The sequence below is a fragment of the Algimonas arctica genome (assembly GCF_014652695.1).
Taxonomy (GTDB): domain Bacteria; phylum Pseudomonadota; class Alphaproteobacteria; order Caulobacterales; family Maricaulaceae; genus Litorimonas; species Litorimonas arctica.
The window spans coordinates 230,058-244,689 of sequence record NZ_BMZH01000001.1; the positions used below are offsets into that span (position 1 = coordinate 230,058).

Consider the following 14,632-nt stretch of genomic DNA (forward strand, 5'->3'; position numbering starts at 1 on the left):
TCTGAAAAGGACGGTCACAATCAACATAAACCGTAAACGGGGAAAAATACATGCTGGGACTTATGATGAGCCGCGAGCTCATGATTTCAGATCTGATCGAGCACGCTGCGACTGTGCATTCGAAACGCGAGATCATGTCGGTCAATGCAGACCTAACAGAACATCGTTATGGCTGGGCAGATTGCGCCGTACGGGTTCGTAGATTGGCGAATGCCTTGCTGGACGCAGGCGTCAAAACTGGTGACCGTGTCGCGACGATCGCGTGGAATAATTATCGTCACATTGAAATCTACTATGCGGTCAGTTCTATCGGAGCCGTCGTTCACACCATCAACCCGCGTTTAAAACCCAATCAGATCGCTTGGATGGTCAATCATGCGGAAGATAAATTCGTCATGTTTGACACGACGTTCGGCCCCATCATTGAAGGAATTCATGGCTCATGTCCCACTGTCGAACGTTGGGTTTGCCTGACGGACAAGGCCAGTTTGCCAGACTATAAAGCCCCGGTTGAAGACTATGAAAGCTTTATTGCGGATGCGTCAGAAACAATCGAATGGCCCCGCTTTGATGAAAACACAGCCTGTACGCTGTGTTACACGTCTGGCACAACGGGCGATCCCAAAGGTGTGCTTTATAGCCACCGTTCAACGATTTTACACGCGATGGCAGGGTGTGCCACGGACGTTATTGGCGGCGGCGGTGCGGATACAATCCTCGGTGTTGTACCGATGTTTCATGTCTCGGCTTGGGGGCTTGTCTATTCGGCCGCGATGGTTGGTGCGAAGCTGGTCATGCCTGGCCCTGCGCTCGATGGCGCCAATCTGACTAAAGTGATCCTGCAAGAAGGTGTCACCCTGATGGCGGGCGTCCCAACGGTCTGGCTGGGGATTTACAATCACTGTAAAGCCGAAGGCATCAAGCTGCCGAAGGTTAATAAGGCGCTGGTCGGTGGATCAGCCCTGCCTGAGAGCTTGTTGCGGGCTTATGAACTCGAACTCGGCATTCCGATGCAACAAGGGTGGGGAATGACGGAAACGTCGCCGCTGGGATCGACCTATGCGCCGCATCCGGACACGGATTTGTCAGATTATGAAGCGACTGTGCCGCACAAACTGCTCGCAGGTCGGCGTATCTACGGCGTTGAAATGCGTATCGTCGATGATGAGGGTAATATCCTGCCGCAAGACGGTGTCGCCACAGGCCACCTGCATGTGCGCGGACCCTGGGTTGCGTCGGGTTACTTCAAAGGGGCTGGCTCTGATGCGTTTACTGAAGATGGCTGGTTTGCCACAGGCGACGTCTCCGCCCTTCATCCCGAAGGCTATATGGAAATCACCGACCGCTCTAAAGACGTGATCAAGTCTGGCGGGGAGTGGGTATCATCCATCGAGATTGAAAACGCTGCGTCGGATCACCCTGACGTTGCGATGGCCGCTTGTATCGGTGTGCGTCACGAAAAGTGGCAAGAACGCCCGATGCTGATCGTCCAACCTGTGCCGGGTAAAACGCCCGATAAGGACGAAATCAAGGCCTGTATCGCCAAAAAATGTGCGAAATGGTGGATGCCCGATGCGATCGTCTTCCAAGACGAACTCCCAATCGGGGCTACCGGCAAGATCCTGAAACGCGAACTCAAAGTTCAGTACAAAGACTTTGATTTGGAGGGGGAAGACTAAGCTTTCCCCGCACCAATCTCGAATAATTTCCCTCGTTCGGTAATCAGTATGATGCCGAGCGAGGTAAATCCGAGACAGACATACCCGATCAAAAGCGGAATAACTGTGCCATTAAACTGCTGCGCGATGGTGAGGCCGAGCAGGCTTGCCCCGGTCGAAGTGAAGAAGCCGTAGACGGCGTTGGCGGTCCCGGCGATGTCGCCCATAGGTTCTAAAGCCAATGAGGCAAAGTTCGCGCCGATCATACCGAAACAAGCAAAGCTGACGATAAATAGACCGTAGAAAACCCAAAAGCTTTCACCGATAAAATACATGTAAGCGAGGTTTAGTGCGCTCGATGCAATGAAAAGCAAAACCATAGTATGGCTGATTCTGCGCATACCAAGCCGCTCAACGACCCGACTGTTGAGATAGTTCATTACCGCCAGACCGCCAGCAATACCCGCAAAATAGGCCCAGAACATGTCGCCTCGGTTGAACACCTCGTCGAAAACCTGCTCACTCGCCGCGATGAACGCGAATAGCGAGCCAAAAATCACGCCTGACGCGCACATGTAGCCAAAACTAATGCGGTGACTGAGGACGCGTTTGAAGCCGCCCACGATTGACGTAAGGCTAATCGGACGCGCTTCTTGCATCGTTGGCGGTAGACGAAAGCCCGTCCAGATGAAGACGAGTGTCGCAAACACGCCCAAAACGCCAAAGGTCCATGACCACCCGAGGGTCGAGATGATCAACGTCCCGAAACCGGGGGCTAAAATAGGCACGATCATAAAGACGGTGAAAACAAGGCTCATAATGCGCGCCATCGAGCGACCTGAAGAGACGTCGCGAATAATCGCGCCCGCGCTGACTCGTGTGCCGGAGCAGGCAATACCTTGGCAGAGGCGGAAGAATAAAAGGGTCTCAAAGTTGGGCGCAAACATGCAGGCCATAGCGAAGACGGCATAGCCAATCAGTGAGATTTGTAGCAGAATTTTGCGCCCAAAGCGGTCGGCGATCGGCCCCCAAATCAGCTGCGGAAACCCGAAACCTAAAACGAAACTGATGACAATCCACTGTTGGCTGTTCGGATTTGAGACTTCGTAAAATGTCCCGATTTGTTCGAGCGCAGGCAACATAATGTCGATGCCAAGCGCCTGAAGCCCGAAAATCATCGCCATCATGGCGACAAACTCACGGTGGCTAATGGAGAGCTTTAACCCGTCAGGGTTTGATTTTTGGACGGATGTAGACATTTATCGGGGTTAGGCCTGCACGGCAGCGCACGCAATCCGAAATGAGTCATATCACGAGGGTGTCAGGCTTGCAGAAATGCAGGCCCTGAATGCACTGTCAGCGATGGTTCTGAACAGAAGTTTGCAATGTCTAAACGCCCCATTAATCATTTTCCCGCACGAAGTCCCTTAACCGCTCATTGACCATATCCAGGTGCGATTCGATGCCCATAAATTTTAAAATGCCCGCTGCTACTGAACTTAAACCACGGATCGTCGTCATCGGCGTCGGCGGGGCTGGCGGAAACGCCGTCAATAATATGATCGACGCTGGATTGGACGGTGTTGAATTTGTTGTCGCAAATACAGACGCGCAAGCGCTGTCGCTGTCACGTGCTGATCGACGGGTTCAGATGGGCTCAGGAATTACCCAAGGTCTAGGCGCGGGCATGCGGCCAGAAATAGGCGAGCAATCGGCTGAAGAAAGCCTTGACGAAATTTTGCAACATATTGAGGGCGCGCATATGCTCTTTGTTGCGGCCGGTATGGGCGGCGGAACAGGGACGGGCGCGGCCCCTGTGATCGCACGGGCTGCTCGTGACCGTGGTATTCTAACGGTTGGTATTGTCACAAAGCCGTTCATGTTCGAAGGCTCACGCCGGATGAAATTGGCAGAGCAGGGGATCGAAAACCTCTACGCGTCAGTCGATACAATGATCACAATCCCGAACCAAAATCTGTTCCGGGTCGCCACAGAACGCACCACAATGGCGGATGCGTTCCAGCTGGCAGATGAAGTTCTCTATTCCGGTGTTCGCGGCGTAACAGACTTGATGGTCGTGCCGGGTCTCATCAACCTCGACTTTAATGACGTCCGCACAGTTATGGACGAAATGGGCAAAGCGATGATGGGGACAGGCGAAGCCACGGGTGAATCCCGTGCCGTAGAAGCCGCACAAAAAGCCATCAATAATCCACTGCTTGACGATGTGTCATTAGCGGGCGCCAAAGGTGTGCTAATCAATATCACGGGCGGTCATGACCTCACCCTTTTCGAAGTCCACGAAGCCGCTGAAATGATCCGCGGAGAAGTTGACGAAGATGCCAATATTATTGTTGGATCTGCCCTCGATCCCGCTCTGGACGGCGTTGTTCGCGTTTCCGTTGTCGCGACGGGCGTTGATGCTGTTTCACGGACAGAGAGACCTGGTCGATTTGCAGAGCCCGCTGAAGTTGTTCAGGCGCCCACTGCCGCGCCTGTGGTTGAACTTGGTGTTCATGAGAAGGCCGAGGCGGAAGCCCGTGCCGCCTACGCTGATTATGGTTTTCAAGACGAAGACGCTGTCCAAGCACAGCCTGTCGCTGTGAACGGACCGCCCCCCTTTGAGGCCCGTGCGGAGACGGCTTATCCGCCTCGCGTTCAAGGTGGACGGGCTCAAGCAAGCGTCGCTGAGGTCGCTGCGCCGGTCGCGCCAGTGGCCCCTGTTGCACCAATCCCCGTTCCTGAGACGCCAGCGGCCGCATCAATCCGTCGTCCTTTTGGGCTTTGGGGGCGTAAACCGCGCCGCACAATGGCAACAACTGAGCCGACTATGGCGAAACCTGTGACCGACTCGGGCGACTTATTTGGCGGCGATGTGGACGATGAGTTGGAAATTCCAAGCTTTCTGCGGCTCCAAAACCGATAAATTCTAGCAGATCGCGAGTTGCGTTTGTCGAACTCGCGCGAGACAAGAAAACCTCATAGAATCAAGGCGAACGGTCCGTAACATAGCGTCACGGACCGTTGCTTGTTGAGGCGTCCTATAGCTCCTAAAAAATGATCAAGGAGCGCAATGGCCAACGTTAGACGACAATCCACTTTAAGAGCCCCTGCCGTCTGCGCGGGGATTTCTTTGCATGGCGGTCGTCAAACGCGCCTCGTGATGAATCCTGCTGCGCCGAACACGGGGCTCGTCTTTCGTCGGTCCGATATTAAAGATCGCTATAATCTCATTCCTGTACAGCCAGAATTGGTGACGGGTGTTCAGAATTGTACGACAATTTCCAACGCGGCGAACGTCACGGTCTCAACTATCGAACATTTGCTGGCCGCTTTGTGCGCCGCTGGCGTGGACAACCTTCTCATAGATCTGGATGGGCCAGAATTGCCGGCGTTAGATGGATCGGCAGAACCCTTTTTGAAACTCATTGAACAAGTCGGTTTATATCGTCAGGCGGCGCCTCGCCGTTATATTCGGGTTCTCAAAACCGTCGAAATTTCGGCTGGGGATGCGAGCGCTAAGGTTGAGCCTTGCGAACGATTCGAGCTCGACGTCACTATTGATTTTGATGACGCGGCGATTGGCCGTCAACGGTTGCAGATCGTGCCGGATGTGCGCGCTTTCCGAGATCGTTTAGCCTCGGCACGGACTTTTGCGCGCAAACATGAAGTCGCGGCCCTGCAAGAGGCAGGTCTGTCCAAGGGTGGCTCGTTCGATAACGCCATTTTGGTTGATGGCGATGAGGTTTTGAACCCCGGCGGACTTCGCTTTGATGATGAATTTGTCCGGCACAAAGCTTTGGACTTGATGGGGGATATGTATTTAGGCGGCCCCATTCTCGGTCGTGTGACGACGAATAAGTCGGGTCACGGACTAAACCATGACCTGTTAACTAAAATCTTCGCAACAAAAGACGCTTGGGAGTTTGCTGTTTTACCCGGTGCTCGGGCCTTAATCGCAGTGGTGGGTGAGAAAAATCGACCTAATTTGATGCCGCGTCCTGCGATTGCCGTATCAGCTTAAGATATTCTCACTTTCACGCGATGGCTACGGGCGCTATGGCCCCTATAACACGCTGTGTGCTGACGGGATTCCAATGACCTCGATTTTTGCCAGAAGCGCTTTAGCGCTGTCGGCCATCTTTATTCTTACCGCCTGCTCAACCTTGGGCATTGGTGGAGACCGCAAAGAGAAGCTCGCCTATATCGAGCGTCCGGCGGAGCTTATCTACAATGGGGCGATTGAACGTCTCGAAAAAGGCCGTTGGGACGAAGCGAAACTGTTCTTCGAAGAAGTTGAACGTCAGCACCCGTTCTCGGAATGGGCGCGTCGGGCCCTCCTCATGAGTGCTTACGCCTCCTACCGCTCAGCGGACTATGAAGAAAGCGTCGTCACCGCGCAGCGTTATATCGGTTTGCACCCTGGTTCTGAATCGACGCCCTATGCGTATTATCTGATCGCGATCAATTATTACGATCAAATTTATGATGTCGGCCGGGATCAGCAAACGACTGTGAACGCTGAATCATCGTTGCAACAAGTCATCCGCCGCTATCCTGAATCTGATTACGCCCGTGATTCACGGTTGAAACTCGAACTGACAGAGGATCACCTCGCCGGGAAAGAAATGTCGATTGGGCGCTTCTACTTGAAACAGAATCAGCCTTTGGCCGCGATCATCCGGTTCAAAAACGTTGTGCGTGAGTATGATACGACGTCGCAGGTCGAAGAGGCGATGCACCGAATGGTTGAGGCCTATGTGACGCTCGGCGTTATCGGTGAGGCTAAGAAGGTCGGTTCCGTTCTTGGGTATAATTACCCCGCGAGTGCGTGGTACAAAAATTCTTATGATTTGCTCGCCGAATACGGCGTTAATCTGGATGATGAAATTGCCAAACCGGGCAAGCGAGGCTATTTCGAAAGGCTCAAAGAGCGCCTTTTCTAGGTCGCCGTCTTTGGGGGAGCCAGTTTAATGCTTAGCGGACTATCAGTCCGGAATGTCGTTTTGATCGAATCACTCGATCTCACTTTTTCGCATGGCTTAAGCGCGCTCACGGGGGAAACCGGGGCGGGGAAGTCTATTCTTCTCGACGCCCTCGGTATGGCCGCAGGGGCGCGGTCTGATCGCGGTTTAGTCCGCGCTGGAACAGACAAGGCCTCTACAACAGCAAGCTTTGTCCTCGCAGATTCGCATCCGGTTTGGGCCATACTTTCGAATCAAGATATCGACGGCGATGCGTCCGAAGATCTTCGTTTGCGACGCGTTGTGTCGGCGGATGGCCGATCACGCGCCTATGTGAATGACCAAGCGGTTGGGGTGAAAACGCTCTCTGCGATTGGATCGCTTTTGTTGGAAGTACACGGACAGCATGACGGGCGCGGATTGCTCGACCCGAATACACATCTCGACATGCTTGATAATTTTGGCGGCTATGACGCTGAGCTTGCCGCTGTTCGAGACGCCTACCGGGATCGTCGCGACACGCAGAAAGTCCTCGACGCTCTCAAGGCAAAACAAGCGAAGGCCGGAGACGATCGGGAGTTTCTGGATATAGCCATTGCCGAATTGGACCGTTTGGACCCTCGTCCCGGTGAGGACGAGGCTTTGGCTGAACAACGTCGTTTCCTCCAAGGGGCCGAAGGGGCCCTAAGTGAACTGACATCGGCGCAAGATACGTTAGGCGAGGGCGGTGAGTTTGAAGAACGCCTCACGCGCGCCTTAACAGGCATTGAACGCGTGCGATCCAAGTTCGGGGATGGCGAGAGCCGCGCCTCGAAAGCCCTGCAAATGGCCGCAGAAAGTTTAGAACGCGCCCTGTTGGAAACCAATGAAGCCCGAGAAGCCGTTGGCCACGCGGCCGAAGCGTTTGATGTTGAGCCCGGCAAATTGGAAGACGTCGAAGAGCGGCTGTTTTCCCTGCGCGCGGCCGCTCGGAAATATGGAGTCGGGATCGACGCGCTGGTCACGAAACGGGCGGCGTTTGCAGAAGAATTGAGCGCGATTGAAACGGTTGAAGCCGATATTGCGGCGTCCCTCAAACGTCGGGATGCGGCCAAAGCCCGCTACGATACGTCAGCGCAGAGGCTCACGAAAGCGCGACTTCTAGCCGCGAAGGCGTTGGACAAAGCCGTGGCGTCAGAATTACCGCCGCTTAAAATGGATCGGGCCCGGTTTGTGACGGACATTACGGACGCGGCCGAATCCTCTCTTGGAACGGATCTCGTCCGGTTCACTGTGTCGACCAATCCCGGCACGCCGTTAGGGCCGCTCGATAAAATTGCGTCCGGGGGCGAAATGGCACGATTTGCGCTGGCGATTAAGGTGGCCCTCGCGGCGAAGACACAAAGTGTGATGGTGTTCGATGAAGTTGACCAAGGTGTCGGCGGCTCTGTCGCGACCGCTGTCGGGCGTCGCTTGGCGAAACTGTCAGAGTCGGCCCAAGTGTTCGTTGTGACTCACAGCCCGCAAGTAGCCGCGTCCGCCGACCATCAATTTCGGATCGAGAAAACTTCGACTGGAACCGCGACGAACACTCATGTTCACGCGATTTCCCAGTCAGAACGAGAAGAAGAAATCGCCCGGATGTTGGCGGGTGACACTGTGACAGACGCGGCCCGCGCGGCGGCACGTCAGCTTATGGGCCGCTAATATGGCCGATAAGCAAGCGACATATGACGCACTTATCGCGCAGATAAAAGCGGCAGACCGTGCCTACTATCAAGACGACTCGCCGGAGCTGACGGACGCGCAATATGATGCGATCCGGATGGAGTTGCGGGCGATGGAGGATATTTACCCGGAGCTTGTCCGTGACGACAGCCCGAACCAAACCGTTGGCGCCAAACCATCCGGGCGTTTTGGCAAAATCCCGCACCGCGTGCCGATGCTCAGTCTCGACAATGCGTTCTCGGACGAGGACGTGCGGGAATGGACGGCGCGGGCGCGTCGGTTTCTTGGGCTGAGTGAAGCGGAGGAGATGGCCTTTACCTCAGAGCCGAAGATTGACGGTCTTTCCGCCGCGCTGCGTTATGAAAACGGCATTTTCGTCGAGGGCGCGACGCGCGGGGACGGCGCAGTGGGCGAAGACGTCACGCGGAATCTGCGGACCTTAGCAGATGTCCCGAAGACATTGTCTGGCAAAGGCTGGCCAGAGGTTTTGGAAGTCCGAGGCGAAGTCTATATTGAGCATTCGGCCTTCGACGTCATGAATGATGCGCAAGAGGCGAAGGGCGACAAGCGCTATATGAACCCGCGAAATGCCGCTGCGGGGAGCCTCCGCCAAATCGATCCGGCTATTACCGCCTCACGCCCGCTAAGATTCTTTGCCTATGCGTGGGGGGACGTCAGCGAGCCGGTTTCAGACACTCAGTTCGGTGCAATCGAAAAGCTATCCGCGTGGGGCTTTCAGACGAACACACTAACAGACCGGTTTGTAAACGCAGATGGTCTGATCGCGCATTACCGTCGGATTGAAGCTGGGCGTGCCGATCTTGGCTATGATATCGATGGCGTCGTTTACAAAGTTGACCGTCTGGATTGGCAGAGCCGCCTTGGTTTTGCGGGTCGTGCACCCCGTTGGGCGATTGCGCATAAATTTCCGGCGGAAAAAGCGATCACAAAGCTACTGAGCATTGATATTAATGTCGGCCGCACAGGCGCGCTCGCGCCGCTCTCCCACCTCAAATCGATCAATGTCGGTGGCGTGCTCGTGTCCAAGGCGACCCTACATAATGAAGATGAGATCGAGCGGCTTGGCGTCAAACCGGGCGATATGGTGCGAATTCAGCGCGCAGGCGATGTCATTCCGCAAATATTAGAGGTGACGGAGGATGGCGGCGGCGCGCCGTTTGACTTCCCGACACAATGCCCGTCCTGTGGATCTGATGCGATCCGTGCGGTGGACGAAAAAGGTAAGCGTGACGTCATCCGCCGCTGCGTCAATACTGTTGCCTGTCCGGCGCAGGCCAAGGAATATCTCATCTATTTCGCGTCACGTCCGGCGTTTGACATTGATGGGCTGGGCGAAAAACAGATTGAGCAGTTTTTTGAGCGCGGCGACGTCCGCGAGCCTGCCGATATTTTCACGCTTAAAGACCGCAATGACGCGCTGAAACTCGAAGCCCGTGACGGCTTTGGCGAGAAGAGCACACAGGCGTTATTTGACGCAATTGAAATCCGACGCAAAGTCGGCCTCGCCCGCTTTATCCGTTCGCTTGGTGTGCGTCATATCGGGCAGGGGAATGCCAATCTTCTGGCCCGCCATTACGGAAGCTGGTTGGCTCTGGATTCTAGCGTGCGCGCGGGGACGGGGGATATGCTGACGATTGACGGCATCGGCGAGGCTGCGGCCAATTCTCTACATGAGTTCCTCACAGCGGAGCCATCCCATAAAGCGCTAGTGCGTTTGCTGGGGCAAGTCACCGTCGAGGATGAAGTGGCGGTCGAGACCGACTCTCCCGTCGCCGGCAAAACCGTTGTGTTCACAGGCAAGCTGGAGCGCTTCTCGCGCGACGAAGCGAAGGTGCGAGCGCAATCTTTAGGCGCGAAAGTGGCTGGGTCTGTATCGGCCAAGACCTATTATCTTGTCGCCGGACCGGGGGCTGGAAGTAAGCTTAAAAAGGCCGAATCGCTTGGCGTGACAGTGATGACAGAAGATGAGTGGCTCGCGCTTATAACGCCTTAATCGGGGCTCACTTCGTCAAAATTGCCTGACAGATCCATCATGAGCAGTTTCGCCGAGATGATGGAAAAATGAGCCCCTTGCAATTTGAGCGTTCCAGCCTCGACTGCTTCCCGGATAAAATCATAACTCATAAGATTGCCAAGGCTCTGCCTTACGCCTTCGAGTTCAAGTTCAGTTTGAGCAACTTCGGGGGCTAATCCGCGCGCTGCAATCCGATCTCTGGCGGATGACAGATGGTTGATCCAAGCGCCGACATAGCCATCAGTAATGCCGCTGAGGCAGCCTTGAATGCCGCCGCAACTCTCATGCCCCATCACAACAATAACACTGACCTTCAGGATGTTAACCGCATATTCTAAGGCCGCGGCCGTACTGGGTGTTTGTGTTTCCATTTCCGCAGGCGGGACAATATTAGCGACGTTTCTGAGCACGAACATTTCCCCGGGGAAGGCCTGAAAAATATCAGACGGGTCAACGCGGGAATCGGCGCAGGATATCAACATGACGTGTGGGGACTGTCCGGTTGTGCCGAGCCGTTCATACAGATCTTTTTGCACCGAAAAGTCCGATGACCGGAAATTGCGGTACCCTTCGATAAGTCTGTCGTTCATGGTATTTTGCCTCAATGTCGCAACAGCGTTCATACGGACTATCGCATACGGATCAACGCGGTGGTTTCATTGACTTGAATGAGCCAGACGCGCAATCTGTCATTATGGGAGCCTCTGCGACATATCTACCCCGCGAAACCGTTCGATTGGTATCAAAGCGATCCGATCTATGGGGCGCGTGGCTAACACTTCATGTCTGGGGCGTTGTCTTTGCGGCGTGGGCGATGGCGATCTTTTGGACCAATCCGTTGACAATTCTTCTCGCCATTTTGCTCGTCGGATCACGGCAGCACGGTATGGCGATCCTGATGCATGATGCCGCACATGGGGTGTTGTTCAAGACCAAAGCGATCAATGAATTTGTTGGCAAATGGATTCTCGGCGCGCCCTATGGCGGCGATATGCTCGCCTACCGCCACTACCACTTGAAACATCACCGCTACACACAGTCAGACGACGATCCGGATTTGCCACTGTCGGCCAAGTTTCCAACGACCAAAGCCAGCCTGCGGCGCAAGTTCATCCGCGACTTGACCGGACAAACATTCTTTCGTTTGCGCATGATTAGCCGAAGCGCGCAAAAAGAGCCGGGCATGGACGCGTTCGAAAAGACATCGCCATGGCCATCGCGGATCACCAATTTGATACTGTTCGCGGTCCTCGCCGCGCTCGGACATTGGTGGGTCTATCCGGTCCTTTGGGTTTTGCCGCTGATGACATGGTTCTTGGCCGTGCTGCGCAACCGTAATATCGCCGAACATGCGCTGACGACGACGGACGGCAACGTTTTGACACAGGCACGGACTGTTCACGCCAATTGGGTCGCGCGGATTTTCCTCGCGCCTTATTGGGTTAACTATCACGTTGAACATCATGCCTATATGTTTGTGCCGTGCTGGCAGTTGCCGCGTCTGCACCGAGCGATGGTCGATCATCACGCCGACATGGAAATGCAGCCGAGCTACGCTCGCGTTCTGAAACTCGCTTCAGCAGGATAAAACTATGCGATCTCTTCTCGCTATTGGGACCACGCTCGCGCTCTGTGTTCCGGCTCTTTCTCACGCTTCTCCTCCCGCGGAAGTCGATATGCTTTATGAGGTCGCCGTGGCACCGAGCCCGGAGCGAATCCGGTCGGACATCCAAACACTGGTTGATTTTGGCACGCGACATACGCTCTCCGAGACGGAGTCCGACACGCGCGGCATTGGCGCGGCACGGCGCTGGATTTCCGCAGAGTTCGAAAAGATCAGCGCCGAGTGCGGCGGCTGTCTTGAGGTCATCTATGTCTCAGACACGATCAGCGGTGAGAGCCGTATTCCCGAACCGACAGAGGTTGTCTCCGTCCTTGCCATTCAACGCGGCACTACGGACCCCAACCGCTACGTCATGATGAGCGGCGACATTGATAGCCGCGTCACGGATCCGCTCAACGGCACCAGCGACAGTCCCGGTGCGAACGATAATGCCTCCGGCATGGCCGGCGCAATTGAGGCCGCGAGGGTATTGTCGAAGCACAAATTTGCCGGATCGATCATCTATGCGGGTCTATCAGGAGAAGAGCAGGGACTGTTTGGCGGTAAGATCGTCGCAGATTACGCTCTCGCCCAAGGGTGGGAAATCAAGGGTGTTCTGAACAATGATATGATTTCGAATATCTCCGGCATTGACGGCGTCACGGACAACACAACGGCCCGCGTCTTCTCTGAAGGCACGCGCTTTGTCGAAACGGCTGCGGAGGCGCGTAGCCGCCGTTTTACTGGCGGCGAAGTTGACAGCCCGTCGCGTAATCTGGCGCGCTACGTCAAAGCGCAAGCCGACCAATATATGACCAATTTGAACGTGATGATGGTCTACCGTCTCGACCGTTTCGGCCGCGGCGGCCACCACCGCCCGTTCAACCAAGTCGGCATTCCCGGCGTGCGGATTATGGAAACGCATGAACATTATGATCGCCAGCATCAGGATTTGCGCACGGAAGACGGCGTCATTTATGGCGACACGATGGACGGCGTCGACGCGGTTTATGCTGCCAAGCTCACGGCGCTGAATGCGATCACCCTTGCGGGCATGGCTGGCGCGCCGCCATTCCCGGCCAGTGTCGAAATTGAAGGCGCAGTGCAGCCATCGGCCAAGATGACGTGGGAGACGCCGGGCAATGCGGGGAACCTCGCAGGCTACCGCGTGCACTGGCGACTGACAACGGAACCTGAGTGGACCCGATCGCGCTTTATTGGCAAAGTCAATGAATGGAGTTTCGACAACCTCGTGATCGATAATTACTTCTTCGGTGTTAGCGCGGTGGCTAAAGACGGCAGCGAAACGCCTGTGGTGTTTCCGGGGGCGGCGGGGCGGTTTTAGTCGGCCTGAACTTCGTCTAGTTTAAGTGCAAGCCCTGCGGCGGCGGCGCTCATGGTGGCCATCGTCGCAATCGTTGTGGCGGGACCCAAAAGATGAGCGATCAAGCCAAAGCCGGAGCCTGCGAGAAGTACAATCCCAATAACGGTATTCGATAACGCCGTATATGCGGCGCGGGTGTCTGCGTCTGCCATATCCACTAAATGTGTCGAGCGACCCAGCCGGACGCCCTCATAGGCTAGCATCAGAATAAATAAACAGAACGGCAGCAAGTGAAGGTTCTCCGTCCGTCCTGAGACAATGACAAGAGCCGTGAGGCTTAAGATCCCTGCCGCGACAATTCCGGTCGCGATGAGAACCTTGCGACTCGACCGGTCTGAAAGTCGACCCCAAACAAATCCGCTCACAAGGCTCGCAGTTGCTGAGGCTAAAACGAAAAAGCCCAAGGTCTCTAGCAAGGACCCACTCGATTTCCCTGCCGAAGCGACAATGAAAGGCGGAGCAAGAGCGGTGGCCGTCAGCAAAGCGCGAACGACTATAAAGAGCCTAAGCTGAGGGTCAGTCTTCAAATAGGAGAGATTGGAAACCGCGTCTTTAATGGCTGACCCGCCGCCGGAGGTCGCACCTTTGTCTTCTGATAAGGTTGCGAAGATGGCCGCTGACAGTAACCACGCAATCCCTGCCAGTGTGATTGCGCCGATAAACTGCGTGTAGCGGTCAACCCATCCTAAAATGAGTAGGGCTGCGAAAGCCATAGTGCCGCCTCCAGCGATCGAAGATGCCAGTCCCGTCGCTGCGCCTCGGTGGGATTTGGAGACGGTTTTTCCCAAAACATCTTTGTAGCAGACCGAGCAAACGCTTCTAGCGAGGGATAAGGTCGTCAACGCAATTAGTATTAGTGCAGGGGCCATTGTTTTCGGTGCGAATAGAGCGGCTGCAACGATCGCTATGGCCATTAATCCTTGAATGATTGCACCGAGGCTCCACGCCCATTTGCGTTGCGGCAGTCGCCGGAGCCAAGCCGCCGTAAATAGCTGCGGCAGAAGTGCTCCCGCCTCTCGAATTGGGACGAGGAGCCCCACCAGCCCGCTTCCTGCGCCGAGTTGGGTCATCAACCAGCTTAGGATCAGTTTCGGATCAATCAGACCGTCAGAGATTTTGGTGAGAGACAGCGCTAAGACGTGACGCTGAAAATTACCTGGCTCTTCATTGCAGGCGGAGTCCGGGATGTCTTTACACGATCGACCGTCATCATCGATCGCGAGCCTATATATTATTGTCTCTAATGTTTCAGTGACTGCCATAGGCTGAATACGCAGCCAC

The 14,632-nt window shown here is 55.1% G+C and carries 11 protein-coding genes; 8 read left to right on the forward strand and 3 right to left on the reverse strand.

The genetic code is table 11. The features are described 5' to 3' along the window. The first annotated feature begins 50 nt into the window (after window positions 1-50). Window positions 51-1,679 (forward strand): long-chain fatty acid--CoA ligase, encoded by a 1,629-nt coding sequence (locus IE105_RS01115; RefSeq protein ID WP_189494477.1) that lies wholly within the window; start codon window positions 51-53, stop codon window positions 1,677-1,679. On the opposite strand, the gene IE105_RS01120 is transcribed toward IE105_RS01115, so the two are convergent. After that, window positions 1,676-2,917, reverse strand: coding sequence for a multidrug effflux MFS transporter (locus IE105_RS01120; protein ID WP_189494479.1), 1,242 nt, complete (start codon window positions 2,915-2,917; stop codon window positions 1,676-1,678). The genes IE105_RS01115 and IE105_RS01120 overlap by 4 nt on opposite strands. Window positions 2,918-3,120: 203 nt before the next feature. Between IE105_RS01120 and ftsZ the strand changes: the two genes are divergently transcribed. The 5 genes from ftsZ (at window position 3,121) to ligA (ending at window position 10,343) form a co-directional block, all read left to right on the forward strand. Continuing rightward, a complete protein-coding gene (ftsZ, locus tag IE105_RS01125; RefSeq protein ID WP_189494482.1) occupies window positions 3,121-4,584 on the forward strand; it encodes a cell division protein FtsZ in 1,464 nt (487 codons plus the stop codon). A gap of 147 nt (window positions 4,585-4,731) precedes the next feature. Then, window positions 4,732-5,682 carry a UDP-3-O-acyl-N-acetylglucosamine deacetylase gene (lpxC, locus tag IE105_RS01130; protein ID WP_189494485.1) on the forward strand — a complete coding sequence of 317 codons (951 nt, stop codon included), beginning with the start codon at window positions 4,732-4,734 and terminating at the stop codon, window positions 5,680-5,682. 73 nt (window positions 5,683-5,755) lie between these two features. After that, the gene (locus IE105_RS01135; RefSeq protein WP_189494487.1) at window positions 5,756-6,604 is read left to right on the forward strand and encodes an outer membrane protein assembly factor BamD; all 849 of its coding nucleotides are present in this window, start codon (window positions 5,756-5,758) and stop codon (window positions 6,602-6,604) included. A 27-nt stretch (window positions 6,605-6,631) separates the two neighbouring features. Then, window positions 6,632-8,308, forward strand: coding sequence for a DNA repair protein RecN (recN, locus tag IE105_RS01140; RefSeq protein ID WP_189494489.1), 1,677 nt, complete (start codon window positions 6,632-6,634; stop codon window positions 8,306-8,308). 1 nt (window position 8,309) lies between these two features. Next, entirely contained in the window at window positions 8,310-10,343 is a 2,034-nt protein-coding gene (gene ligA, locus IE105_RS01145) for an NAD-dependent DNA ligase LigA (RefSeq protein ID WP_189494491.1), read from the forward strand. Here the strand turns inward: ligA and IE105_RS01150 are convergent. After that, a complete protein-coding gene (locus tag IE105_RS01150; protein WP_189494493.1) occupies window positions 10,340-10,954 on the reverse strand; it encodes a carbonic anhydrase in 615 nt (204 codons plus the stop codon). The genes ligA and IE105_RS01150 overlap by 4 nt on opposite strands. 14 nt (window positions 10,955-10,968) lie before the next feature. Between IE105_RS01150 and IE105_RS01155 the strand changes: the two genes are divergently transcribed. Further along, window positions 10,969-11,952: a fatty acid desaturase family protein gene (locus IE105_RS01155; protein WP_189494495.1), complete on the forward strand. Its 984-nt coding sequence runs from the start codon at window positions 10,969-10,971 to the stop codon at window positions 11,950-11,952. A gap of 4 nt (window positions 11,953-11,956) precedes the next feature. Then, window positions 11,957-13,312, forward strand: a complete 1,356-nt coding sequence (locus tag IE105_RS01160; RefSeq protein WP_189494498.1) for a M28 family metallopeptidase — start codon at window positions 11,957-11,959, stop codon at window positions 13,310-13,312. Here the strand turns inward: IE105_RS01160 and IE105_RS01165 are convergent. Continuing rightward, window positions 13,309-14,613: an MFS transporter gene (locus tag IE105_RS01165; RefSeq protein WP_189494500.1), complete on the reverse strand. Its 1,305-nt coding sequence runs from the start codon at window positions 14,611-14,613 to the stop codon at window positions 13,309-13,311. The genes IE105_RS01160 and IE105_RS01165 overlap by 4 nt on opposite strands. Window positions 14,614-14,632 lie beyond the last annotated feature (19 nt).

What these genes read in the sequence shown, in the direction of transcription:
- IE105_RS01165 (WP_189494500.1), bottom strand. Translation starts at nt 14,613, where the DNA reads ATGGCAGTCACTGAAACATTAGAGACAATAATATATAGGCTCGCGATC.
- IE105_RS01155 (WP_189494495.1), top strand. Translation starts at nt 10,969, where the DNA reads ATGTCGCAACAGCGTTCATACGGACTATCGCATACGGATCAACGCGGT.
- IE105_RS01150 (WP_189494493.1), bottom strand. Translation starts at nt 10,954, where the DNA reads ATGAACGACAGACTTATCGAAGGGTACCGCAATTTCCGGTCATCGGAC.
- ligA (WP_189494491.1), top strand. Translation starts at nt 8,310, where the DNA reads ATGGCCGATAAGCAAGCGACATATGACGCACTTATCGCGCAGATAAAA.
- IE105_RS01115 (WP_189494477.1), top strand. Translation starts at nt 51, where the DNA reads ATGCTGGGACTTATGATGAGCCGCGAGCTCATGATTTCAGATCTGATC.
- IE105_RS01120 (WP_189494479.1), bottom strand. Translation starts at nt 2,917, where the DNA reads ATGTCTACATCCGTCCAAAAATCAAACCCTGACGGGTTAAAGCTCTCC.
- recN (WP_189494489.1), top strand. Translation starts at nt 6,632, where the DNA reads ATGCTTAGCGGACTATCAGTCCGGAATGTCGTTTTGATCGAATCACTC.
- lpxC (WP_189494485.1), top strand. Translation starts at nt 4,732, where the DNA reads ATGGCCAACGTTAGACGACAATCCACTTTAAGAGCCCCTGCCGTCTGC.
- IE105_RS01160 (WP_189494498.1), top strand. Translation starts at nt 11,957, where the DNA reads ATGCGATCTCTTCTCGCTATTGGGACCACGCTCGCGCTCTGTGTTCCG.
- ftsZ (WP_189494482.1), top strand. Translation starts at nt 3,121, where the DNA reads ATGCCCATAAATTTTAAAATGCCCGCTGCTACTGAACTTAAACCACGG.
- IE105_RS01135 (WP_189494487.1), top strand. Translation starts at nt 5,756, where the DNA reads ATGACCTCGATTTTTGCCAGAAGCGCTTTAGCGCTGTCGGCCATCTTT.